The organism is Francisella opportunistica (genome assembly GCF_003347135.1).
In the GTDB taxonomy this organism is placed as follows: Bacteria; Pseudomonadota; Gammaproteobacteria; order Francisellales; family Francisellaceae; genus Francisella; species Francisella opportunistica.
The window spans coordinates 1,618,409-1,641,755 of sequence record NZ_CP022377.1; the positions used below are offsets into that span (position 1 = coordinate 1,618,409).

A 23,347-nucleotide genomic window follows, 5' to 3' on the forward strand; every position below is an offset into this window, starting at 1 on the left:
TTTTTCTAGTTAAAAAGTATATGATTTTAATGCTCTCTTGTTGCACTAAATATGATATCTGGATTTTTTTCTTGCGCTAGCTGTAAATTAACCCCTGTTGACGCAAGATATGTAAGATATCCTGCTCCGTCATAAGCTAAATTTACCTCATACTTTTTCTTAAAATCATTAAGTTTTTTCTCATCATTGCAAAAAATCCAACGTGCTAAAGTAACATTTACTCCTTCATAAGAACACTTGACATTGTATTCTGATGCCAAACGCTGAGCAACCACATCAAACTGCAAAACACCAACAGCCCCAAGTACCAAATCATTAGATATAAAAGGTTTAAAAACTTGTGTAGCTCCTTCTTCTGATAGCTGTACCAAACCTTTTTGTAAAGCTTTCATTTTTAATGGATCATTTAATTTAACTCTTTTGAAAATCTCAGGAGCAAAATTTGGTATTCCTTTGAATTTTAGTTTTTCTCCTTGAGTAAAGCTATCGCCAATCTGGATACTACCATGATTATGCAAACCAATAATATCTCCAGCATAGCCCTCTTCAACCTGCTCTCTTTCACCTGCCATAAAAGTTAGTGCTTTTGAGATTTGCATCATTTTACTAGTTCTTTCATGAAAGATTTTCATACCCTTTTCATACTTACCAGAACAAATTCTAAAAAATGCGATTCTATCACGATGTTTTTCATCCATATTCGCCTGTATTTTAAATACAAAACCTGTCAGCTTTTGCTCATCAGCAGCGACAACTCTTTGATCAGCTTCGCGATGTTGCGGTGCTGGAGCATATCTTGTAAAACCATCCATCATTTCTTTAACACCAAAATTACTTAGTGCTGTACCAAAATATACTGGCGTAAGATTGCCCTCTAGAAATTCCTGCTCATCAAATTCATGACTTGCACCACGCACTAAATCAATTTCCATCTCAAGATCTTCATAGAGATCTATGCCTATCGCATCTTTAGCATTTTCTAAACCTTTGATCTTCTTATATGGATATATCTCATGACCATGACCTGTTTCAAATAAAGTAACCTCATCATTATACAAATCATAAACTCCCTTGAAATATTTACCCATACCAATTGGCCAATTCATCGGTGCACATTTTATCTTAAGGATATTCTCAACTTCATCTAAAAGCTCTAGAGGGTCACGAGTATCTCGATCAAACTTATTCATAAAAGTTACAATAGGAGTATCTCTTAGGCGACAAACATTCATCAGTTTAATAGTCCTATCCTCAACACCCTTAACCGCATCAACAACCATTAGTGCCGAATCCACCGCAGTAAGTGTTCTATAGGTATCTTCGGAGAAATCCTCATGCCCTGGAGTATCAAGTAGATTTATAATACGACCATTATATGGAAATTGCATCACTGAGGTTGTGATTGAAATTCCTCTTTGTTTCTCCATTTCCATCCAGTCAGATGTCGCATGTATACCACTTTTTTTGGCTTTAACAGTACCTGCTGTTTTGATAGCATTACCAAAAAGTAGCATTTTCTCTGTAATCGTTGTTTTACCAGCATCTGGGTGGGAAATAATTGCAAAAGTCCTACGCTTAGCAATTTGGTGTAGATATTCACTCATAATAATTCTTTCTAGCTGTTTGAAGATAATATTTAATGAAGAGAAGTTTACTAGAAATAGATTAATTTTGAAAATTAAAATGCTTATCTAATGACAGATATATTTGCTTTTCAACTTCTTGGATAGGCTGTGCAGCATCAATTTCAATAGCATTCTCTGACTCTTTGGCAAGATCTTTGAAAACCTTACGTGTCCTGATGAAGAATTCTAATCCGGCCTTTTCAATCCTATCAGGACTACCGACTTTTTGAGCTCTTTGTAAACCCAATCTCGGATCAATATCAAGATAGATTACTAAATCTGGCTCACAACCATTAAGAAAATTATCATTTAAGGCTCTAATTTTCTTTAGCTCAACTCCACGGCCACCACCTTGATATGCCATACTTGACCAGTAAAATCTATCTGAGACTACATTAATACCCTTTGCTAAAGTTGGTGCAATAAGATTTCTATAATGCTGTACTCTTCCGGCATAAATCATTAGTAGCTCACTATCTGAATGAATTTCTTCATCATATTTATTATGTAGAACTAGGTTTCTTAACTCTTCAGCTATTTTAGTTCCACCTGGTTCACGAGTATAAATTGCTGCTAGGTTATTTTGTTCTAAATATTTCCTAACAAAGCTAATAGCTGTACTTTTACCAGCACCATCAAGACCTTCTATTACAATAAATTTACTTTGCATTTTCTTCGCTTGCTAAACAATAAGTCCTACAACACATGCAGATAGTATACTAACTAAAACTGCGCCATAGAGGATTTTTAGACTAAATCTTGCAACTTTGATTGATGCCTCTTTGTTTAAAGCTTGTACTGCTCCGACTATTATGCCTATTGAACTAAAATTTGCAAACGATACTAAAAATACCGAAACAACCGCCTTTGTATGTTCTGAAAGCTGTTGCGAATGTTTAGCTAACTCTTGCATTGCGACAAATTCATTTGTGACAATCTTTGTTCCCATTATTTGACTTGATAAAAATATCTCACTACCATGAATATTTAAAACCCATGCGATAGGATAAAAAATATAGCCAAGAATTTGTCTAAACGTAATACCGAATACTTCCTGAAAAATACCATCAACGAGATTTAATAGTGCGATAAAACCTATAAGCATCGCACAAACGATTACCGCTATTTTAAAACCATCTAAAAGATATTCTGATAACATTTCAAAAAAACTCTGTCTACCTGTTTCATAATCAGCATGCAGAGTATCATAGTTTAAACTAGGATCCTTATCGTATGGATTTATTACATGTAAGACAAAAAATGTACTTAGCATATTTAATACAATAGCTGTACATACATACTTAGGTTCGATTATAGACATATACGAGCCTGCTATTGCCAATGACACTGTAGACATTGCTGTTGCAGCCATTGTATATAATACATTTGCTGGTAAATGACCAATTATTTTTTTGTAAATAAGAAAATTTTCCTGCTGCCCGACTGTTAAAGAGCTTACTGCATTAAATGACTCTAGCTTACCCATTCCTGTGATTTTAGTTAGAATAAAGCCAACTCCTCTAATAATAAGAGGTAGTATTCTAAAGTATTGAAGTACGCCTATTATTCCAGATATAAGCACTATTGGCATACCAACATTGAAAAAGAAAACAAAACCATTTTTATTAGTATCAGCAAGGCTGCCAAAAACAAATGTAGTACCTTCATGAGCATGTTGTAATATCTTATCAAAACCAATAGATATAAGAGAAACAAGCTTTATTCCTTCACTAGATTGTAATATAAAAAAACAAACTAATAGCTGAAAAAATAAAATGACAACTAACTGCTTATATTTGATTTTTTTTCTATTACTGCTCCAAATAAAAGCTAGTATAAAGACTGTCGCTAATCCTAACAAAAAATATAAAATCTTTACAAACACACTTACTTTCCTAAATATTTATATAATAAAACCAACAATATTAGCGGATAAAAAACTCACTAAAACTGCGCCATAGAGAATTTTTAAACTAAATCTTGCAACTTTGACTGATGCTTCTTTACTCAAAGCTTGAATGGCTCCAATGATAATTCCTATGGAGGCAAAATTTGCAAACGATACTAAAAATACTGAGACAACCGCTTTTGTATGCTGAGAAAGCTGCGTAGAATACTTAGCTAACTCTTGCATCGCAACAAATTCATTAGTAACAATCTTTGTCCCCATTATTTGACTTGATAAAAATATTTCACTGCCATGGATATTTAAAATCCAAGCGATAGGATAAAAAATATAACCAAGAATATCTCGTAATGATATCCCTACTAAACTTGAGAAAACACCATCAGCTAAATTAAGAAAGGCAATATATCCCATTATCATAACACATACAATAATAGCAACCTTAAAGCCATCAAGGATATATTCAGATAACATTTCAAAAAATCTTTGTCTCTCATAATCCTCAACTTGGTCAGTTAAAAACTCATATGTAACTTCCTTGGTTTTTTCATAAGGGTTAATTATATTTAACACAAAAAATGCGCCAAACATATTCATCACAATAGCGACACAAACATATGTTGGATCTATAATTGTCATATATGCTGCTGCCGTACCTATCGAAACAGTTGACATAGCTGTTGCAGCCATTGTATATAAGACATTTGAAGGCAAATACTTAATTATCTTTTTGTAGTATAGAAAATTCTCAGACTGACCAACACTTAATGAGCTTAAAGCATTGAATGACTCTAGTTTACCCATACCTGTTACTTTCGTTAAAATACTTCCTATAGCAACCACAAGAAACTGCAATATTCTAAAATATTGCAAAATCCCTATTACTGCCGACATTACTACAATTGGCATAGCAGCATTAAAAAAGAATATAAACTCTTTTGTATTAGCTAAATTACCAAAAACAAATGTCACGCCAATATGAGTACTATCAAGTAATACCTCAAAGCATTTATTAACATAATTGATAATATCTATACCTATTGAAGTACTTAGCATAAACTTGGCTAAAATAAGCTGAACTATTAGAATAATTATAAGATTTTTATATCTAATATTTTTACGATTATTACTCCAAATATAAGCTAAAAAATAAATAACGATAAGACCTAATATAAAGTATAGCGATTTAATAACCATCTATTTGCTCTTGTTGCTCGTTAAGCAAGTTATCTAAAAGACCACTTACACCAAACCTAAAGGTTTGCGGGTTTACAAAATTATTAGAGAGTATATTAGCAGCTAATTTGGTATATGCAACTGCTTGAGAATAATTTCTTATCCCACCAGATGCTTTAAAACCAATTTTTTTACCACCATGCTTGATAGTATTGAGTATCAACTCTGCAGCTGTCAATGTTGCACCCTCAGAAGTTTTACCTGTTGATGTTTTGATAAAGTCTGCTCCAGCCTCTATCACATCTTGGCAAACTTTGGCAATCAAACTTTGTAATTTAAGCTCGCCAGACTCGATTATTACTTTAAGAGTTTTATCTTTACACAGTTTTTTAACTTCAACCATCATTTGACAAGACTTTTCAGAAAAACCTTGTTCAAGATACTCTTTGTAATCTATAACTAAATCTATCTCATTAGCACCTAAAGACAAAGCTTGCTTAACTTCTGTAACCACATCCTCAATGGTGTTCTCTCCATTTGGGAAATTAACTACAGTCGCAACTTTAAAGTTATTACCAAGCTGTTTTTTTACTATAGGAATAAACTGCTTATAAACACAGATTGCTGCAACTTCACCAAGAGGGTTTCTTGCTTTAGCACAAAGACTAATGATATCTGCTTGTGTATCATTATCTCCAAGTTGTGTTAAATCTATCAAGGATACTATTTTTTGCTTAGTTATCATAACTAGCTCCAAAGATTGATTTACCATATTCTAGAGCCTCGATACCCATAAAGTCAGCTATAGTTTGTCCAATATCTGCAAAAGTATCTCTTGCACCAATAAATTCTGACTTGATATTTTTACCCCAAAGTAAAAATGGTACACACTCTCTAGTATGGTCCGAACCTGGAGCAGTTGGATCGCAACCATGGTCAGCTGCTAAAACAACAATAGTATCATCATCTAATTTAGCATCTAAATCAGGTATTCTTGAATCTAAATATTCTAATGCTTTTCCATAGCCTTTTGGATCTCTACGATGACCAAAAAGTGAGTCTAAATCAACAAAGTTTGTAAATATTATTGTATTTTGTTTTGCTAAATTATATTCATGTATAGTCTTATCAAATAACTCTTCTAAACCTGTTGCCTTAACTTTCTTGGTAATACCTTGATTTGCATAAATATCAGCAATCTTACCTATTGAGATAACTTCTCCTCCTGTCTTAGCTAACTTATCAAGTAGAGTTGGTGCTGGAGGTAAGATTGAAAAATCTCTACGATTACCAGTACGTACATACTCATCAGCTGATTCACCAATAAATGGACGAGCAATAACTCTACCAACCTTCATACCCATTTCATCTAGTACTTCTCTAGCTATTTGGCAAATTTTCAAAAGTTTATCTAAACCATAATAATCCTCGTGAGCAGCAACCTGAAAAACGCTATCAGCAGATGTATAAACAATCGGTTTTTTAGTCACGCAGCTTTCACAGCCATGCACTTTTAGCACCTCAGTACCAGAAGCATGTCCTGCATCAATAAAGCCATCTGTAATTCCAGCCCTCTCAACCCATTTATCAATAAACTCTTTATCAAAGCAACTCTGGTCTTGTTTTTTTGTAAAATAATACCAATCAAACATAATCGGCACTCCAGCAAGCTCCCAGTGACCACTTGGAGTATCCTTACCCTTACTCATTTCTGCACAATAACCATATTTTGCGTTTTCAACTTGCTGAGATTGTGTGATATCTTGGCTAAACTCTTTGCATCTATTATATTCTGCAGCTTTTTTAAGACCTTTTTTTGATAAATTTGGCAGTCTAATACTCATACCATTTTTAGTAAAATAATCAATGATGTGGCCTAAGGTATCAGATCCCTCATCGCCAAAATCAACAGCGTCAGGAGCTTGTCCAATACCAAATGAATCAAAGAGTAAAATAACAACTTTTTTATTTTTTAACATATTACTAAATACCTTTCTTGTTATTTTCTAAAAATGCAATTCTAATGCCACGCAATATCAAATCAGGCGAAATCTCATCAAAAATACCTTCTTCTTTAAATAATCCAGCAAAACCACCTGTAGCTATAGTATAAACAGGACTACCGAACTCTTCGATACTTTTTCTTTTAAGCTCTCTTAATGCGCCTAGATGACCATAATATAACCCAGAACGGATATTTGTTTTAGTGTCATAACCAATAGCAACTTCTGGTTTGACAATAGTTACTGATGATAGTTGCGAAGCACCTTGGCACAAAGCATTCAAAGAGAGTTTCACTCCTGGCATGATTGAACCACTCAGATATTTTTTATTCTTAGTTACCAAATCAAAAGTAGTTGCTGTACCTAAATCTATTATCAATAAATCTTTGTTAGGGTGATCAGCTATCGCACCAATGCAACTAGCTATTCTATCAGCTCCAACTTGATGTGCTTCCACTGCAGACATATCTAATTCGGTAGTGTCCATACTTATGAAAAATGGCTTTATATCAAAATATTTGATAACAGCTGATCCAAGAGAGTAATTTAAGTGTGGTACTACAGAGGATATTGCACAGCCATCAATTTTACTTAAATCTACTAAATTTTCTCTTAGCGCCTGCCTAAGAAATACGCCTATCTGGTCTGAGGTTGAGTCTACAGACGAAGTTGCATACCTAATTTGAGAAACCATTTTCTCACCCTCAAACACACCAATATGTATATGAGAATTACCCACATCCATTACTAATAACATAAATTATCCTATAAATTAATTAATGAGCTTGATCCCAGTTTTCACCAGCATCAACATTTACTTCTAAAGGCACACTAAGCTTTACAGCCGCCTCCATTATAACTTTTATCTTTGCAGCAACCTTTTCAAGCTTAGTTCTTTTAACTTCAAAAACAAGCTCATCATGTACCTGCATCACCATCTTAACCTCGTTATTATATTCCTGGGAAATCATCGTATTAACTTCTATCATAGCTTTTTTGATAATATCCGCAGCTGTGCCCTGCATCGGTGCATTAATTGCTGCTCGCTCTGCAGCGTTACGCTGCATTACATTTTTTGAGTTAATTTCTGGCAGATACAATCTTCTACCTAGTATAGTTTCAACATAGCCTTTTTGCTTAGCAAACTCTTTTGCTGAAAACATATACTCTTTAACACTTGGATAACGATTAAAATATATATCAATATATTCTTGTGCTTCTGCTCGAGGTATTTCCAACTGTTTAGCTAATCCAAAAGCACTCATCCCATAGATAAGACCAAAGTTTATTGCTTTAGCTCTTCTTCTTTGTTCACTGCTAACCTCATCTATACTAATACCTAAAACCTCAGCAGCTGTTGCACTATGGATATCTAAACCTTGATTAAAAGCTTTGAGAAGATTGTTATCTTTTGATAGATGTGCCATGATTCTAAGCTCAATTTGCGAATAATCTGCAGCGACTATACAATAATCATCTTCGGCTATAAAAGCCTCTCTAATTTTACGCCCTTCAGGACTTTTTATAGGTATATTTTGTAAATTAGGATCAGAAGAAGATAATCTACCTGTTACCGTACCTGTTTGGTTATATGAAGTATGCACACGACCGTTTGCATCTAACATCTTAGGTAGCTTATCTGTATATGTATTTTTAAGTTTTGATAAATGTCGATATTTCATTAACAAAGCTGCGATTTCATAATCTTCAGCTAGTTGAACTAACACCTCCTCAGAAGTTGATACTTGTCCCTTTGCTGTTTTTTTAACTGGAGGAAGTCCCAGCTTCCCGAAAAGAATTTCTCTTAATTGTAATGGCGAAGATAAATTAAACTCTTGCCCAGCAAGATTATAACATTTGCTTTCAAGCTCTTTGATAGATATTGCAAGACTAGCACTCTGCTGTATAAGCTTAGTAGCATCTATCTTTACACCTAACTTTTCCATCTGATTAAGAATAATAGTCAAAGGCATCTCAATCTCAGAATAAAGTTTATAAAGAACTTCATCTTGCTTTAATAAAGTTCTAAAATAGTTAAAAAGCCTAAATGTGATATCAGCATCTTCAGCAGCATATTTAGCAACAACCTCGATATCTATCTGATCCAAAGTTTGTTGTTGTTTACCAGTACCGGCTATTGCAGTATACGCAATTGGCTCTATACCAAGATGTTCTTTAGAAAGACTATCCATATCATGCTTACCACTACTTTTTAGCACATACGCCATAATCATCGTATCATTGACTTGACCGTCTATCTCAACTGCATATTTTGATAGCACTTTTTCATCAAATTTAAAGTTATGTGCCACTTTTGCTTTCTCAGGATCTGCAAATAGTGGCTTTAGTCTATCCACAACAAAACCTAGTTCTAGCTGCTGTGGTACTCCTAAATATCTATGTTGTAACGGGATATAAAAAGCTTGCCCCTCTTTAGCGCAAAAAGATAAACCTATTAGGTTTGCTTCATAGGTATTTAAAGAATCAGTTTCAGTATCAAAAGCAAAGCCATCAGATTTATTTAGTTCTGCGATTAGATGCTCTAGCTGGTGTTGTGTGGTAACAGTAATATATTCAATAGTAATATCAGCGGCTTGCGCTTGACTAGATACTAACTTAATAGCGCCGTCATCTAAGTCTTTTAATAAAGATTTAAACTCATATCTTGTATAAGCTTTAATAAGATATGCTTTATCAGCTGCTTTACATTTTAAATCTTCTACAGCTAAATCAAACTCAAGATCACATTTAATTGTTGCTAACTGGTAAGATAGTTTCAGCAAATCAATATTATTACGTAAGTTCTCGCCAACTTTCCCTTTAATTTGCGCCTGATTTGCAATTATGCCCTCAATATTTTGGTATTCTTGCAACCATTTAACAGCAGTCTTAGGTCCAACTTTTGGAATACCTGGAATATTGTCTGTTGAATCTCCCATTAATGCTAGATAATCTATCATCTGGTGTGGGCTAATTTGATATTTTTCTAATACTCCTGCAACATCTGTGGTGATATTTTTCATTGAATCATATAAAACTATATTATCTGTAACTAACTGAGCCATATCTTTATCACCAGTAGAGATGATAATTTGATAACCTTGTTTTTGAAGGTTTTGCGCTAGAGTGCCTATTACATCATCAGCCTCGACACCATCTTCGACAATAACAGGGAAACCCATTTTCTCAATAATCTGATGCAACGGTTGAATTTGAGCTCTTAGCTCATCATCCATATCTTTACGGTGTGCTTTATATTGTGGATATAATTGATGACGAAAATTCTTACCTTTTGCATCAAATACAACTGCAACATATTCCGTATCATACATTATTGGCAATTTTTTGAGCATATTGATAACACCAATAATTGCTCCTGTAGGCTCACCTTGGCTATTAGTAAGATGTGGTAAGGCATGATAGGCTCTAAAAAGGTATGAAGAGCCATCGACTAAAACAATTTTTTTCATAGATCTTATTGCTTTTTTTTATCATCTTAATAGTAATATATATGCCTTAGGATAGCAAATTCATTTGTTGTAATGCTTGTTGTGATTGAGAAGATTTTTAAACATCAACATCTAAGGCTATATCTAGATACCACCAATTAACTTTAGCAAAAGTTTTACATTTAATAGCATCTTTGTATGTCATCACTACAGCTTGAGTGTTATCAATATCATCAAAATCGCTCTGAGTAAATTTATGGTGATCTTTAAAAACTTTCCTAGCTGTTATAGTTATTGCGTTATTTTCTAAAGTCTCAAAAAATTTTGTTGGATTACCAATACCTGCTATAGCAATTACATGTTTATTATAAAACTTAGTCATAGAAACTTTTTCAGCAGTAAGCAAATTAACAAATTCAGTAGCTACTACTTTTGCATAACTTACATTATTATAGCTTGCAAGCAGCTGCTTATCTTTATCTGAGCAGTTACCTATAACTATAATTTGATCAACCTTTTTGAGTCTCTCAATCGGTTCTCTAAGCGGACCAGCAGGCAAACATAACTTATTACCAAACATTCTACTAGCATCTACAACTGCGATCTCTTTGTCTCGAGCTAATTTATAGTGTTGCAAGCCATCATCAGATATAATTATATCTGTATCTGGGAAATTCTTTTCGATATACTTAACAGCCTCAACTCTCTGTGGTGCGATAACTATTGGAACCTTTGCTTGTAAAGCATCAAACAACATTGCAGGCTCATCTCCACATTGATTTGCCAAAGTGCTACTTGTTACCTCAAAAGGATAATTATCTGCCTTTGCACCATAACCACGACTGATTATAGCCGGTTTTTTACCTTGCACTAAATAGTGCTGAGCTAACATTCTAACCACTGGAGTCTTACCTGTACCGCCAATAGAAATATTACCAACCACTATTATAGGAATTTTTGATTTATACTGATTGAGTTGCTGTTTTATTTTACGTTTATTTGCAAATTTTGTAAAAACCAAAGATATTGGCCTTAGCAAACAACTAATTAAACTTGGCTTAGATTTGTACCAAATTTTATCTAACATAAGTGCTATTGAAGTCCTGATTGATACAACCTCGTGTAAAGCCCGCCTTTCTCTAGTAATTCTTGATGCTTACCACTTTCAACAACTTTACCACCATCCATAACAACAATCTTATCAGCATTTTCAACTGTACTAAGTCTGTGCGCTATTACTATAGTAGTACATGATTTAGTCAAACTTTCCAGTGCTTGTTGTACTACTCTCTCGGACTCATTATCAAGAGCACTAGTTGCTTCATCAAATATCAGTACTGGAGCATTTTTTAACAAAGCTCTTGCTATTGATAGCCTTTGACGCTGACCTCCTGATAGTTTTGAGCCATTATTGCCTATATTAGTATTAATTCCTTCTGATAAGTCTTGGACAAACTCATATGCATTAGCTCTTGTTAGCGCATCGATTACTTCTTGCTCTGAAACCTCTCTTGAAAGACCAAACGCTATATTATTGTAGACTGTATCATCAAATAAATGAACGTTCTGAGAAACTATTGACAAGTGTGACCTTAGATTCTCTAAAGTTAATTCTCTTGTATCGACTCCATCAAGAAGAATCTCGCCTTCGCGCTGAGTATAAAACCTTGAAATAATACTAGTCAAGGTAGTTTTACCACTTCCTGACTTACCAACAAATGCTACAGTTTGACCAGCTTGGATATCAATACTGACACCACTAAGAACTTTATGACCACCAAATGCAAAACTTAAATCTTTTATAGTCACATTACCATCAACTTTACCTAGCTGTTTGTTGCCAGTCTCTTTCTCTGCAGGATAATCAAGAATATAAAATATATCTTCAGTTGCAGCTACAGCTTTTTGGATAACAACATTTACCTTAGTAATGTTCTTAATCGGTTTTAAGATAGCTGCTGCTGCTGCAAAGAATGAAGCAAAAGAGCCAGCTGTTAACCAAGATGAGCCACCACCTTCATTAGTACCAAATATAGCTATCGTGAATAATGAGAAAGCCAGAACCAATGATGCAATAATCTGTATCACTGGAGATGTTAACGCATCTAGAGCTATCGTTCTAATTTGCTGCGAATATGTATAATCAAGATTTTTAAAGAATTTATTTTGTTGTTTCTGTTGCGCACCAAAAATTCTTATTTCTTTATAGTTTCTAATCGTCTCTTCAGCTGTATGTGTAACATTACCCATTGATGATTGAGTATTTCTACTTAAAGATCTAAACTTTTTGTTAATAATCGATATAAATAATCCCAAGAATGGTCCTATAACTATCAAAAATAATGATAATTGCCAGCTTGAGACAAACATTACGATAATTAGACCGATAACAAAAGTTCCATCTTGGGCAACTGTTATAATTGCTGTTGAGGTAGCCTCTGTAACTTGATCAACATTGTATAGTAACCTTGAGATGATCTGTCCTGTTGAATGCTTATCAAAAAAACTAGCCGGCAGATCCATAAATCTTTTGTAGATGTCTTTTCTAAACTTATAGACAACTTTTTGACCTAAAGAACCTATAAAATACTGTGACACAAATGAACCGACTGATCTGAGTGCTAATAAACCAACCATACCGACCCCCATAAGCATCAGTATCGAAGCACTTTGTTTTGTAATACCACCACCGGGACCAAAACCATAGTTTAATATCGGATTAATAAGATATATCATTGAGGCATCAGCAGCTGAGAAGAATATACTTCCGATAGCAGCCAAAACTAGAAAATGCCATAAATGTTTAACTTGGAGTAATAACCTTTTATAAAGAGTGCCCACTTTTTGCTTATTTGTCATTTCTCCACTTAGATTACTAGATTCTGGAGAATTAAGATCTATTTTATCAATCATATTAGCCATAAAATTTAAAAAGTTGTTTTAAAAGAGACACGAATAACAAATAATTATACACTTTTTTCTGCTAACATAAAGTAATCAAAGAGATGTTTAACTTATTTAACAATGAAATTTTATTTAGTCGGCGGTGCTGTTAGAGATATGTTATTAGGCATAAAACCTAAAGATAAGGATTGGGTAGTTGTTGGTGCAACAGAAGCCCAAATGATAGCAAATGGCTTTATAAAAATACCTGCTAACTTTCCTGTTTTTATACATCCACAAACCAAACAAGAGTATGCTCTAGCCAGGTCAGAAAACAAAATAGCTACAGGCTACCATGGATTTGAAGTCAATCTCTCAAAGGAAATAACCCTAGAGGATGATCTAAAGCGTAGAGATCTTACAATCAACTCGATAGCGATTGATAGAAATAATAACATTATTGATCCTTTTCATGGCCAGATAGATATCCAAAATAGAATTTTACGCCATACATCTGAAGCTTTTATTGAAGATCCACTGCGTGTAGTTAGGCTGGCTCGTTTTAAGGCTCAACTTAGTGATTTTAACTTCTTAATAGCTCAAGAAACGCTCACACTTGCAAGAGAATTAGTTAAATCAGGTGAATTAAATCATCTAACGCGAGAAAGATTACATATAGAGTTTACTAAAGCTCTTAATAATCCTAATATTTTCTTTGCCACCTTAGCTGAATTAGAAGCTTTAAAAATAATATTTCCAAACATTAGTAAAATTTTACCATCAATACCTGGTAGATCTTTTTTTGAAAATACTAACTACCAAGACTCTAACGTCGATGAGAAAATAAGCCTCTGCTTGCTTCAGGTTCCACAGCAAGTATTAGATACTATTAAGAAAGAGCTTTTGTTAACAAATAAGCAGTACAAACTTTTAAAAGCAAGCATTACTATCAGCAAAATACTCGAAGATAAAACCATAACTGCTAAAGATATATTTCAACTAATCAAAAGTTCAAATATTTTACGCGATAAAAATTTATTTGAGGTTAGTTTAAATGTCTACAAAAAATACCTAAGCATACGCAGCCTTAAAACCCCACCTAGGAATTATCAGCTATTACAAACTGCCATTAAGATTATAAATAGCACAAATATTGATAAGTTAATAGCAAAAACACCTAAAGATAAACTCAAAAAAACTCTAGATAAGCTATATACAGATATTATAAAAAAGCATTTAAAACTATGATACAATTACGAAAATTATTTTTACATTGTAGAATATTAATGAAAAAATTAGGTAACTATATATTTATACTTAATACTTTAGTTTGCCTTGTAGCTTTAGGAATAGTTTTTTTTACCATTACTGTTTTAGATTGGAAACCATGTCCTATGTGTCTACTACAGCAATTATGTGTATTTTGCATTATGATACTTAGTTTATCAGCATTAGCAATAAAAAATTTCAATAGCTTTTCTACAGTTATACAACTAGCAACTATTATATTAATAGTATTAGGTGCTTATATTGCCGCTGATCAAGCTTATATGCAGTATTTCTTGACAGACACAACTAATAATAATGCTAGTTGTGAGGCTATTAGTAACGCATTTTTACTCGATGCTACCAAATCGATAACAGGAACAATCAATAGTTGCACTGATATTTCTGAAAAAATATCTGGCATTAGTTTAGCTGTATATAGTTTTATATTTTTTGTATCATTATTAATCATAAATTGTATAGACTTTTTAGTTAGAATATTAAAAAAATAGTGGGATAAAACTGTGGATTTTAAGAAAGCTTTTTTAGACATTAGACAAAAAATCAACTCAAGCAAAAGAAACTATTTTATTTTTGTCGCAGCAACTATAATACTAGCCTGGCTTGTGCTTGGAAAGCTTGGAATATCTTTAGCAATTGTGTATTTCATCTTCCAAATCAACTATGTTAAAAACAAACTCTCTAAACTCAAAAATAAGAGAATTGCATCAATTGCCGTTGTAGTTGCAACACTAATACTTTTTGGTGGTATTTTTGGTTTTGCTGAATTTATTCAAAGCATGATTAAAAAAGGCATGGCAGCATATGTACCTCAACCTGTTGCAGTAACATCATCAGTAGTTGAGAAAACTGACTGGAAACAGATTATTAACACTATCGGTGAAGCTCAAGCAGTTCAATCTACAGGAATATCTTCTCAGTCTGGTGGTATTGTTAGCGAAATTCATTTTAAGAGTGGTCAAGAAGTTAAAAAAGGCGATCTACTCTTTAAACTAGATACCAGCCAGCTTAAAGCTAACCTTGAAGAAGCTTTATCAAAACTCAAATTAGCAAAAATAACTAAAGATCGTTACAACAAGCTCGTTGAGCAAAGAGCAACTTCCAAAGAGTCAGCAGATAAAGCTAATGCTGATTATTTATCTGCACTAGCCCAAGTAGAGAATATAGAGTCACAAATAGGCTTTAAAGAAGTTAGAGCGCCTTTTGATGGTAAGATCGGTATTAGAAATATTAGTTTAGGACAATATTTCAACAATGGTGATAACGCTGCAACACTTACTACAATTGACCCTATTTTTATTACATTCCCAGTACCTCAAAATAAAGTAAGTATGATAAATGTTGGCCAGGAGATAAATTTCTACTCTGACTCTTACCCTGGTGAAACTTTTACTGGAAAAATAACTGCAATTAACTCTTTTATTAATGACTCTAACAGATCAATTACTGTCCAAGCAACTTATGCAAACTCTCATCATAAGATTGTCCCTGGAATGTTTTTAACTGTTCATGTTAGCTTACCGGTGAGAAAGGACTCTATCGTGATACCTCGCAATGCTATTTCATATAGTCTCTACGGTCAATCAGTATTTACCTTAGAACCTGAAATAAAAGATGGTCAGCCAGTAAAAGCGTCTTATACATCTACCGCTGATGGTGGTATGAAAACTATCAATACTGATAAAACACTATATAAAGTAGGACAAGTAAATATTGAAGTACTTGAGACAAGAAATAATTTAGCTTTAGTTAAAGGTCTAGAGCCAGACACAACTATTGTCACATCCGGTCAAAATAAAGTGCATAAAGGAATGAATGCTATTTTAAATAATAGTGTAGAAATTGACAACAACATATATAAGCAAGGAATTTAGTAATGCGTCTGATTGATCTTTTTATCAGAAGGCCAGTATTATCCCTTTCAATAAGCTTTATGATTATTGTTGTTGGGGTTGGTTCATTTTTTAAACTTCAGGTTAGACAGTATCCTTACATGGATAGTGCAACAATTACAGTTACAACATCATATCCTGGAGCAAACCCCGCAACTATTCAAGCGTTTGTCACTAGACCTTTAGAAGCTGCAGTTGGTTCATCAAAAGGTATTGACTATATGACTTCTGAGTCTGCGCTAGGGACTAGTACAATCACTGTATATGTAAAACTTGGATACAATACAAATGATGTACTTTCAGAAGTGGTACAAAATGTTAACTCTGTACTCAATCAGCTACCACAAGATGCATACTCTCCCGCTATCAAACTAAATCCTGCAGATAATTTCCCTTCTTTGATTTTAGCTTTCACTAGCAAAACCATGAATACCTCAGAAATTTCTGCATATATCAACTCCGAACTTACTCCAAAACTACTTGCTCAAGGTGGTTTATCAGAAATTAATGTATGGGGTAATATGCCATATGCAATGCGTATTTATCCAAATAAGACTCGTATGGCTGAATATGGTATAACACCCACTGAACTAGCTACAGCTATAGGCTCAAATAGTTTAGTCTCAGCAGGTGGACAAATCCAAGGACCATACCTGAACTATACGCTAAATCCTGAGACCAGCATGTCTACTGCTCAAGAATATAGAAATCTGATTATTAAGAAAAGTGATAATCAAATAGTCCGCCTTAAAGATGTTGCTAAAGTAGAACTAGGTGCGCAAAACTATAACTCTTCGGTATACTTTGATGGTAAAAATGCAGTACTTGCTGGTGCTGTTGTTTCACCTGAAGATAATCCTCTAGAAGTTGTCGATCGGTTGGTTAAAAGTCTCCCAGATATTAAAGCCTCTCTACCTAATGGCTTAGATGTTAATGTTGCTTACAATAGTACTTTATATATTGAAAGTTCGATTGATGAAGTTTTACATACACTTCTTGAGGCTGTAATTATCGTATCAGTAGTAATGTTCCTATTTTTAGGATCATTAAGAGCTATTATTGTACCAATAATTGCTATTCCCTTATCAATTATAGGCTCCTTTTTCCTTATGAGTATTATGGGATTCTCAATTAATCTACTTACATTATTAGCGATGATTCTAGCTATAGGATTAGTGGTTGATGATGCAATTGTTGTTCTAGAGAATATTTACCGTCATATTGAAGAAGGCATGGAGCCTTTTGCTGCTGCAATTAAAGGTGCGCGAGAAATTGCCAATCCAGTTATACTAATGACATTAACATTAATAGTCGTATATGCTCCTATTGGTATGATGGGTGGTTTTACTGGGCAACTTTTCACAGAGTTTGCTTACTCACTTGCTGGTGCTGTGCTTATCTCTGGTGTGGTTGCTTATACACTCTCACCAATGATGTGCTCAAAAGTTCTTAACCGGGAAATGATGAGTAATAAGTTAGTTAAAGTTATTGATAATGTTTTTAGTAAACTCGCAGCAAAGTATAAGTCTTTACTGAAGTTTGTTTTAGATATCAAACCAGCTATAGCAATCGTTGGAGTTATAGTTTTAGCTAGTTGCTTTATAATGGGTAAAGGTATCAAATCTGAATTAGCTCCAAATGAAGATATGGGCTTTTTAGGAATTATGGGACAAGCACCTTCATCAGCAAACATCAACTATTTAGAAACTTTTGGTAAAAAATTAGCAAGCACACTTGATGATGTTCCAGGCAGACAAAATACCTTCATTCTTAATGGTGTAATGGGTTCTAATATAATTTTTGGCGGCTTTATTATGAAGCCTTGGGATGAGCGAAAAGTATCACAACAGCAAGCTGCAAATATTGCTCAAGCAAAAGTTACCGAATTACCTGGTATTCAAACATATACATACCAAACACCTGCTTTACCAGGTATCCCACGTGGGGCTCCACTTTCATTAGTTGTACAAAGTGTTAATGACTATGAAGCTATTGATGAAATTACCAATAAAATCATTGATAAAATGATGAAAAGTGGCTTGTTTGTATTTGCTCAAAGCGACCTTAAGTTCGATAATCCAGTTGTTGATATTAATATCGATCGTGATAAAGCCGGAATTTTAGGCATTACAATGTCTGATATTGCTAAAACTCTAGGTTACTCATATGCTGGAGGTTATATTAACTACTTCTTCTTAAAAGGTTATAGTTTCCAAGTTATTCCGCAATTAGCTAGGAATGAAATGCTTACTCAAGAACAACTTAGTAATATCTATATTCGTTCCGATGAGATCGGTAATTTATTTGACTCTGAGGTGCCATTATCAGCTTTAATAACTTTCAAAACAGAAGGACAGCCTCTTACTCTAAATACTTTCCAACAGTTAAACGCATCAACAATTTCAGCTGTTATGGCTCCCGGCGTAACTCAAGGACAAGCTATTGAATATGTTCAAAGTGTCGTTAGAAGCATGTTACCAGAAGGTTTCTCGTATAACTTCTCAGGTTCAGCGCGTCAATATATCGAAAATGGTAATACGATGATGGTCGCATTTGCATTTGCGATTGTACTTATATTCTTGGCATTATCAGCACAATTTGAAAGCTTTAGAGACTCATTGGTAATCCTAGTTACTATTCCAATGGCAATTTCTGGAGCGTTAATTCCACTCTATGTTGGACAATATTTAGGAGCTGATTGGGCGTCTTTAAATATATATACTCAGCTAGGTCTGGTTACTTTAATAGGCTTAATATCAAAGCAAGGTATCATGGTCGTTGAGTTTGCCAACCACCTACAAAAACATGAAGGAATGAACAAATATGATGCAATTGTTACATCATCTTCTCAACGTCTAAGACCAATATTAATGACTGTATCAGCAATGGTAGTTGGTGTAATACCTCTTGTAACCTCATCTGGAGCTGGTGCTATCAGTAGAAACTGTATTGGTGTAGTTATTTCAAGTGGTCTAGTTATTGGTGCGATATTCTCATTATTCGTACTACCTGTAGTATATATGTATATAGCTAGTGATAAATCTAAATCAGTCAAAACTGACGCTGAACAGCAAAAAATAATTGATCAAATAAAATAATTCACTACTCTAATTATCTATTTCTTAACTATAAAATATTAGATGAAAAACCAAAGCATAATTATCTTATTACTTGGATAATTAATAACTCTTTGGTATCCTTAATAATGTTAAGACATCAATCTAAAGCAAATTATGAATAAATCACATTTACCAAATACAAAAACCTTGGTCACTTTGGCTTGGATAATATGCCTAATTGCAACGCTTAATTACAGTTATGACTTTTTTATTCGTGCTGCTCCAAGCGTTATGGGTAATGATTTAATTAGTGATTTCGGGATTAGCCATACAGAATTAGGTATGCTATCATCAGCATACTTTGTATCTTATACAATCATGCAAATACCAGCAGGAGTTATACTCGACAAATATAATCGTACATTAGTGATTAGTTTTGCTACTGCTTTTTGTGTGTTAGGGAACTACTTATTTTCAGCTACTAACTACTATGAAATAGCATTCACAGGTAGAATACTGATGGGAGCAGGTTCTGCATTTGGCTTTATAGGAGCTGCAAAAATGGCTGGAATGTGGCTTCCGGAGAAGTTTTTTTCCACGTTTATAGGCTTTGCAACAGTTGTTGGTATACTAGGAGGTTTAGTCACGGATATGATGCTTTCTAGCTTAGTTTCTGAGCTTGGCTGGAGAGATGGTAACGCTGTATTTACATATATTGGTATTGGTATATTATTGCTTATCATTATATTTATTCGTGATAATCCTAAACATGTTGTGAAATTTACGCATTTAAGTGAAGCTAATTTTAAAGAAACTATAGTTAAAGTAGTAAAAATCTTCTGTAAACTAAAATTCTGGGCAGCAAGTATTATTGGTGCAGTACTGTTTATTCCAATTAATGTTTTAGGCTCTTTATGGGGTGTAGGGCTAATTCAAGCTAAATTTGGTCTAAGCCAAGAACTTGCATCACATTTTAATGGCGTGCTATTTATAGGAGCTGCTGTAGGCTTTACAATTGCTGCAATTATTGCTTCACTGACAAATAGATATCGCCTCATGCTAGTTTTAAGTATAGTCTCGCTTGCTGTCATTTTAGCTATTATACTTTATGTACCAATGAATTTATCGATGTTTACAGTATTGTATTTCTTACTTGGAGCTGCAGCTGGTCCTCAAGCTGTAACATTTGGAATAGCTAAAATAATCTCTCCCAAAGGAACTACTGGCTCGGCAACAGCAGGTGTAAATATGATAAACAACTTTGTACCAATTATTTTACTACCACTTGTTGGATACATCCTTACTCACTTTGGCACATTTATAGCAAACTCAAAGACTATATATACCATCACAAGTTATCAAAATGCTCTGGATATGGTAATAATATTCTTGTTAGTGTGTCTACCAATTGCTATGCTTATACCTAAACAAATACAAGCTGACCTTGATCACTAAAAAATATTTAATCCTGTATATATTTCAAACTTTCAAGGTATGGATTTAAGTAACTTTGTTGGTTAAGTAACTGGAGTTACGTAAAAAATGACCAAGCAAATTCTTATCAGTTAGTTTGCCATCATCTTCAATTGTTAAGTGTGGGTCATACTGTGCTCTAGCAAAAAGTCCATCAGCCTTGAAGATAAATGTGTATACTGTGCCTAGATTTGCTAGTATTTTATCCAAAGCTCTTTACATTAATACTATTAATTAGTTTATAAATCAGTTAGTAAGTTAATAAAGAGATTTATTTGAAAGATGTCGCAATATTAAGAATTTCATCAAGACGCTCGTCAGTATCTGCTATAACTAGGATCATAACCTTATTATTTAAATCAAGATTACCAATACAAGTAATAATGACCCCTTCACTGTCACCATAGTTATAATCAACACCATTAGCTTTAAGATATTGATGATAATCATCAATAGTTGAGCCTTTAGGTACTAAGACATTATTATGTCCTACCCAAGGCTTATGCTCACCGTTACGCAACTCATAAGCTAAGAACCCTGCATATATTGCCCCTGTTTGTCTTGCATTTACCTCAAGTACATAAGGAACTATTTGACCATTAATTTCTCGTATAAGAAGATCAACTCCCACTATACCTCTGACGCCCATATCACGCAATATTTCTGTCATCTGTGCACACAACTCAATCACAGTAGGTTCTTGACTAAACTTGGACTTGTATTTATTACCTAGATGAGTTTGACCATCAAGCATCTGATCACTTAAACCCAAACAAATATCATCTTCTTTTATATCGGCAATACTTACTTGAAAGGCTGGTGAACCAAGGTTATCAAGCCAGGGATCTATCATAAATACTTCGACTCTGCGCATAAGCTTTAAAATATCCCTTAGCTCTTTTTCACTCTCAAACCTATGAATACCGTACCCAGAACATGCTCGTGGCATAATTACTGCACACTCATAGATTCCTTTATTTTCATACTCACGATATATTTCTAGAGCTTTTTTAACGTAATCATCATCACTGACTGTAGATACTATATTAACACTAGGAACTAGTATCCCCTTATCATGAAGCATCTGTCTAAGAAAAGACTTATCATTTAAAAACTGTGATAATGCTTCAGGCAAGCCATAATTTTTATTGTATTTTATACCAAGTAGTTCAATAGCTGTTGCTGCAGTAAATGGGACTAAATGCGTATATTCAGAATCACTAAACTCTTGTATCTGATCTGCGTAATTCATTACTATAGTTGATAATCTATAGTGCTCCATTAACTTATCCAAAAAGATGAAATTATCCATAGTTATATAACTAAGGCCAATATCATTAAAATAGCTAATAATTTTTTCAACTTCAGGCTGTGTTTTTTTAGGCAATATTATCTTATGATCTTTCGCTAAAAGACATAATGTACGCGTAACATATTTATTTACAAATGAGCTTACAAGGTCAGCACCATATATATCGGTAGTATTTGGTATATGGATAGCTTTTTTGCCCCAAATTCTCTCAGAAATAGCGTTTGTTGTCTTTTTTGTCATTGTACTATGCACCTTTTAATTTTTTTGTTTTTGCATACTCACAATAGCTTTAGCAAAAGCTTCCGCTATCAGAATTAACTTATTTTGATCTATTTCTAGATTAGCTATATCATAGTACTCATCATCTGTTGTTGTTTTAGACAAAAGATCCTTAGGTATATCAATACAGACAGTCTCTAATTCACAAACAAGATAATGTGCTACTAAATGCTCTGCGAGAATATACGGTTTATCGTACTCTACCTCAATACCAATTTGTTGAAGCTCATATGATAAATTCTCCAGTAATCCTTTAGAGGCAAATATGCCATTACGTGCATCTCCAGTAAAAAGCTCTGTGACTCTTTTTTCACCCTCTTTATGAGCATTTTTATATAACTGTATATACTCATTTAGTGTATGTGGTGTTTCTATAACTGCTTCAGAATATCTTTCTTGTATTACATTTGGAGAATAGCTAGACATTGTATGCAAATCTATCGAAATAGCATTGTAGCTTTTTGCCACGGCTACAATATGACATAATTTTTGCATATATTGATCATATAGCTTGATAAGTGCTTGTTTTAATTCTGGATGCTGATCATAATCGATAATATTTCTTAAGCAGTTAGGAAACAATCTTCCAGCATCTAATATTGAACGAGGAAAAGAAGGTTCAGCAACTAAGGTATATAAGCCATATTTTACATAGAGTTTTTCGGCTATCGCATGGCTAAGTGAGTGAGTACCAAAATCATACTCTATCGCCAAAAAATCATTAAAATCCTCCTTGCTAAGCTTAACAAGCTGTCCAATAGCAGGAAAATCAAACTCAACAAAACTCCTACCAAGCTCGGCATGAGGGCATGTGATAACCACATCAAACCTTAGATTTTCTTGGGTATAGAAATATAAAGCTGCACATTCATAGTATTTTGTATAAAAGGGTTTGGTTATCATATTCACACGATTTAACAAAAACTATACTTCTTATAATTTATAAATAATTATGTTTAATTATAGCAATTATAAAACTAATAATAAAATTCAAAATTGATTA

Annotated in this window: 18 protein-coding genes; 5 read left to right on the forward strand and 13 right to left on the reverse strand. The window is 33.7% G+C overall.

Translation table 11 applies throughout. The annotated features are described in order from the left end of the window. Positions 1 to 26: 26 nt before the first annotated feature. The 10 genes from CGC45_RS07960 to msbA all read right to left on the reverse strand — a co-directional run bounded on the left by CGC45_RS07960 (position 27) and on the right by msbA (position 13,081). Entirely contained in the window at positions 27 to 1,604 is a 1,578-nt protein-coding gene (locus CGC45_RS07960; RefSeq protein WP_071629761.1) for a peptide chain release factor 3, read from the reverse strand. A 61-nt stretch (positions 1,605 to 1,665) separates the two neighbouring features. Beyond that, positions 1,666 to 2,295, reverse strand: a complete 630-nt coding sequence (gene tmk, locus CGC45_RS07965) for a dTMP kinase (RefSeq protein ID WP_071629762.1) — start codon at positions 2,293 to 2,295, stop codon at positions 1,666 to 1,668. Between the two features lie 12 nt (positions 2,296 to 2,307). Next, a complete protein-coding gene (locus CGC45_RS07970; protein ID WP_071629763.1) occupies positions 2,308 to 3,510 on the reverse strand; it encodes a NupC/NupG family nucleoside CNT transporter in 1,203 nt (400 codons plus the stop codon). An 18-nt stretch (positions 3,511 to 3,528) separates the two neighbouring features. Continuing rightward, positions 3,529 to 4,728 carry a NupC/NupG family nucleoside CNT transporter gene (locus CGC45_RS07975; RefSeq protein WP_071629764.1) on the reverse strand — a complete coding sequence of 400 codons (1,200 nt, stop codon included), beginning with the start codon at positions 4,726 to 4,728 and terminating at the stop codon, positions 3,529 to 3,531. Further along, positions 4,718 to 5,479 (reverse strand): deoxyribose-phosphate aldolase, encoded by a 762-nt coding sequence (deoC, locus tag CGC45_RS07980; RefSeq protein ID WP_084387454.1) that lies wholly within the window; start codon positions 5,477 to 5,479, stop codon positions 4,718 to 4,720. The genes CGC45_RS07975 and deoC overlap by 11 nt, the downstream gene beginning before the upstream one ends. Next, on the reverse strand, positions 5,442 to 6,686 hold the full coding sequence (locus tag CGC45_RS07985) for a phosphopentomutase (protein WP_071629766.1): 1,245 nt from the start codon (positions 6,684 to 6,686) through the stop codon (positions 5,442 to 5,444). The genes deoC and CGC45_RS07985 overlap by 38 nt, the downstream gene beginning before the upstream one ends. 4 nt (positions 6,687 to 6,690) lie before the next feature. Beyond that, the gene (locus CGC45_RS07990) at positions 6,691 to 7,467 is read right to left on the reverse strand and encodes a type III pantothenate kinase (protein ID WP_071629767.1); all 777 of its coding nucleotides are present in this window, start codon (positions 7,465 to 7,467) and stop codon (positions 6,691 to 6,693) included. Positions 7,468 to 7,486: 19 nt separating this feature from the next. Further along, entirely contained in the window at positions 7,487 to 10,180 is a 2,694-nt protein-coding gene (gene polA, locus CGC45_RS07995) for a DNA polymerase I (protein WP_071629768.1), read from the reverse strand. A gap of 97 nt (positions 10,181 to 10,277) precedes the next feature. After that, entirely contained in the window at positions 10,278 to 11,246 is a 969-nt protein-coding gene (lpxK, locus tag CGC45_RS08000) for a tetraacyldisaccharide 4'-kinase (protein WP_071629769.1), read from the reverse strand. A gap of 5 nt (positions 11,247 to 11,251) precedes the next feature. Continuing rightward, positions 11,252 to 13,081 carry a lipid A export permease/ATP-binding protein MsbA gene (gene msbA, locus CGC45_RS08005; RefSeq protein ID WP_071629770.1) on the reverse strand — a complete coding sequence of 610 codons (1,830 nt, stop codon included), beginning with the start codon at positions 13,079 to 13,081 and terminating at the stop codon, positions 11,252 to 11,254. 102 nt (positions 13,082 to 13,183) lie between these two features. Between msbA and CGC45_RS08010 the strand changes: the two genes are divergently transcribed. The 5 genes from CGC45_RS08010 (at position 13,184) to CGC45_RS08030 (ending at position 20,735) form a co-directional block, all read left to right on the forward strand. Next, positions 13,184 to 14,290, forward strand: coding sequence for a CCA tRNA nucleotidyltransferase (locus tag CGC45_RS08010; RefSeq protein ID WP_071629771.1), 1,107 nt, complete (start codon positions 13,184 to 13,186; stop codon positions 14,288 to 14,290). 38 nt (positions 14,291 to 14,328) lie between these two features. Further along, entirely contained in the window at positions 14,329 to 14,820 is a 492-nt protein-coding gene (locus CGC45_RS08015; RefSeq protein ID WP_071629989.1) for a disulfide bond formation protein B, read from the forward strand. Positions 14,821 to 14,832: 12 nt separating this feature from the next. After that, positions 14,833 to 16,203, forward strand: a complete 1,371-nt coding sequence (locus CGC45_RS08020; protein WP_071629772.1) for an efflux RND transporter periplasmic adaptor subunit — start codon at positions 14,833 to 14,835, stop codon at positions 16,201 to 16,203. A 2-nt stretch (positions 16,204 to 16,205) separates the two neighbouring features. After that, positions 16,206 to 19,319, forward strand: coding sequence for an efflux RND transporter permease subunit (locus tag CGC45_RS08025; protein WP_071629773.1), 3,114 nt, complete (start codon positions 16,206 to 16,208; stop codon positions 19,317 to 19,319). 135 nt (positions 19,320 to 19,454) lie between these two features. Then, positions 19,455 to 20,735 carry an MFS transporter gene (locus CGC45_RS08030; RefSeq protein ID WP_071629774.1) on the forward strand — a complete coding sequence of 427 codons (1,281 nt, stop codon included), beginning with the start codon at positions 19,455 to 19,457 and terminating at the stop codon, positions 20,733 to 20,735. Between the two features lie 45 nt (positions 20,736 to 20,780). Here CGC45_RS08030 and CGC45_RS08035 read toward each other — a convergent pair whose 3' ends face one another. The 3 genes from CGC45_RS08035 to CGC45_RS08050 all read right to left on the reverse strand — a co-directional run bounded on the left by CGC45_RS08035 (position 20,781) and on the right by CGC45_RS08050 (position 23,265). Next, on the reverse strand, positions 20,781 to 20,963 hold the full coding sequence (locus CGC45_RS08035; protein WP_071629775.1) for a hypothetical protein: 183 nt from the start codon (positions 20,961 to 20,963) through the stop codon (positions 20,781 to 20,783). Between the two features lie 61 nt (positions 20,964 to 21,024). Further along, positions 21,025 to 22,305, reverse strand: coding sequence for an ATP-grasp domain-containing protein (locus CGC45_RS08040; RefSeq protein WP_071629776.1), 1,281 nt, complete (start codon positions 22,303 to 22,305; stop codon positions 21,025 to 21,027). Between the two features lie 15 nt (positions 22,306 to 22,320). Then, positions 22,321 to 23,265 (reverse strand): hypothetical protein, encoded by a 945-nt coding sequence (locus CGC45_RS08050; RefSeq protein WP_084387455.1) that lies wholly within the window; start codon positions 23,263 to 23,265, stop codon positions 22,321 to 22,323. Between the last annotated feature and the right edge of the window lie 82 nt (positions 23,266 to 23,347).

Bases quoted from the DNA above. Each gene is read 5' to 3' on its own strand.
- CGC45_RS07960 (WP_071629761.1), bottom strand. From the start codon at position 1,604: ATGAGTGAATATCTACACCAAATTGCTAAGCGTAGGACTTTTGCAATT.
- tmk (WP_071629762.1), bottom strand. From the start codon at position 2,295: ATGCAAAGTAAATTTATTGTAATAGAAGGTCTTGATGGTGCTGGTAAA.
- CGC45_RS07975 (WP_071629764.1), bottom strand. From the start codon at position 4,728: ATGGTTATTAAATCGCTATACTTTATATTAGGTCTTATCGTTATTTAT.
- deoC (WP_084387454.1), bottom strand. From the start codon at position 5,479: ATGGTAAATCAATCTTTGGAGCTAGTTATGATAACTAAGCAAAAAATA.
- CGC45_RS07985 (WP_071629766.1), bottom strand. From the start codon at position 6,686: ATGTTAAAAAATAAAAAAGTTGTTATTTTACTCTTTGATTCATTTGGT.
- CGC45_RS07990 (WP_071629767.1), bottom strand. From the start codon at position 7,467: ATGTTATTAGTAATGGATGTGGGTAATTCTCATATACATATTGGTGTG.
- polA (WP_071629768.1), bottom strand. From the start codon at position 10,180: ATGAAAAAAATTGTTTTAGTCGATGGCTCTTCATACCTTTTTAGAGCC.
- lpxK (WP_071629769.1), bottom strand. From the start codon at position 11,246: ATGTTAGATAAAATTTGGTACAAATCTAAGCCAAGTTTAATTAGTTGT.
- msbA (WP_071629770.1), bottom strand. From the start codon at position 13,081: ATGGCTAATATGATTGATAAAATAGATCTTAATTCTCCAGAATCTAGT.
- CGC45_RS08010 (WP_071629771.1), top strand. From the start codon at position 13,184: ATGAAATTTTATTTAGTCGGCGGTGCTGTTAGAGATATGTTATTAGGC.
- CGC45_RS08015 (WP_071629989.1), top strand. From the start codon at position 14,329: ATGAAAAAATTAGGTAACTATATATTTATACTTAATACTTTAGTTTGC.
- CGC45_RS08025 (WP_071629773.1), top strand. From the start codon at position 16,206: ATGCGTCTGATTGATCTTTTTATCAGAAGGCCAGTATTATCCCTTTCA.
- CGC45_RS08030 (WP_071629774.1), top strand. From the start codon at position 19,455: ATGAATAAATCACATTTACCAAATACAAAAACCTTGGTCACTTTGGCT.
- CGC45_RS08040 (WP_071629776.1), bottom strand. From the start codon at position 22,305: ATGACAAAAAAGACAACAAACGCTATTTCTGAGAGAATTTGGGGCAAA.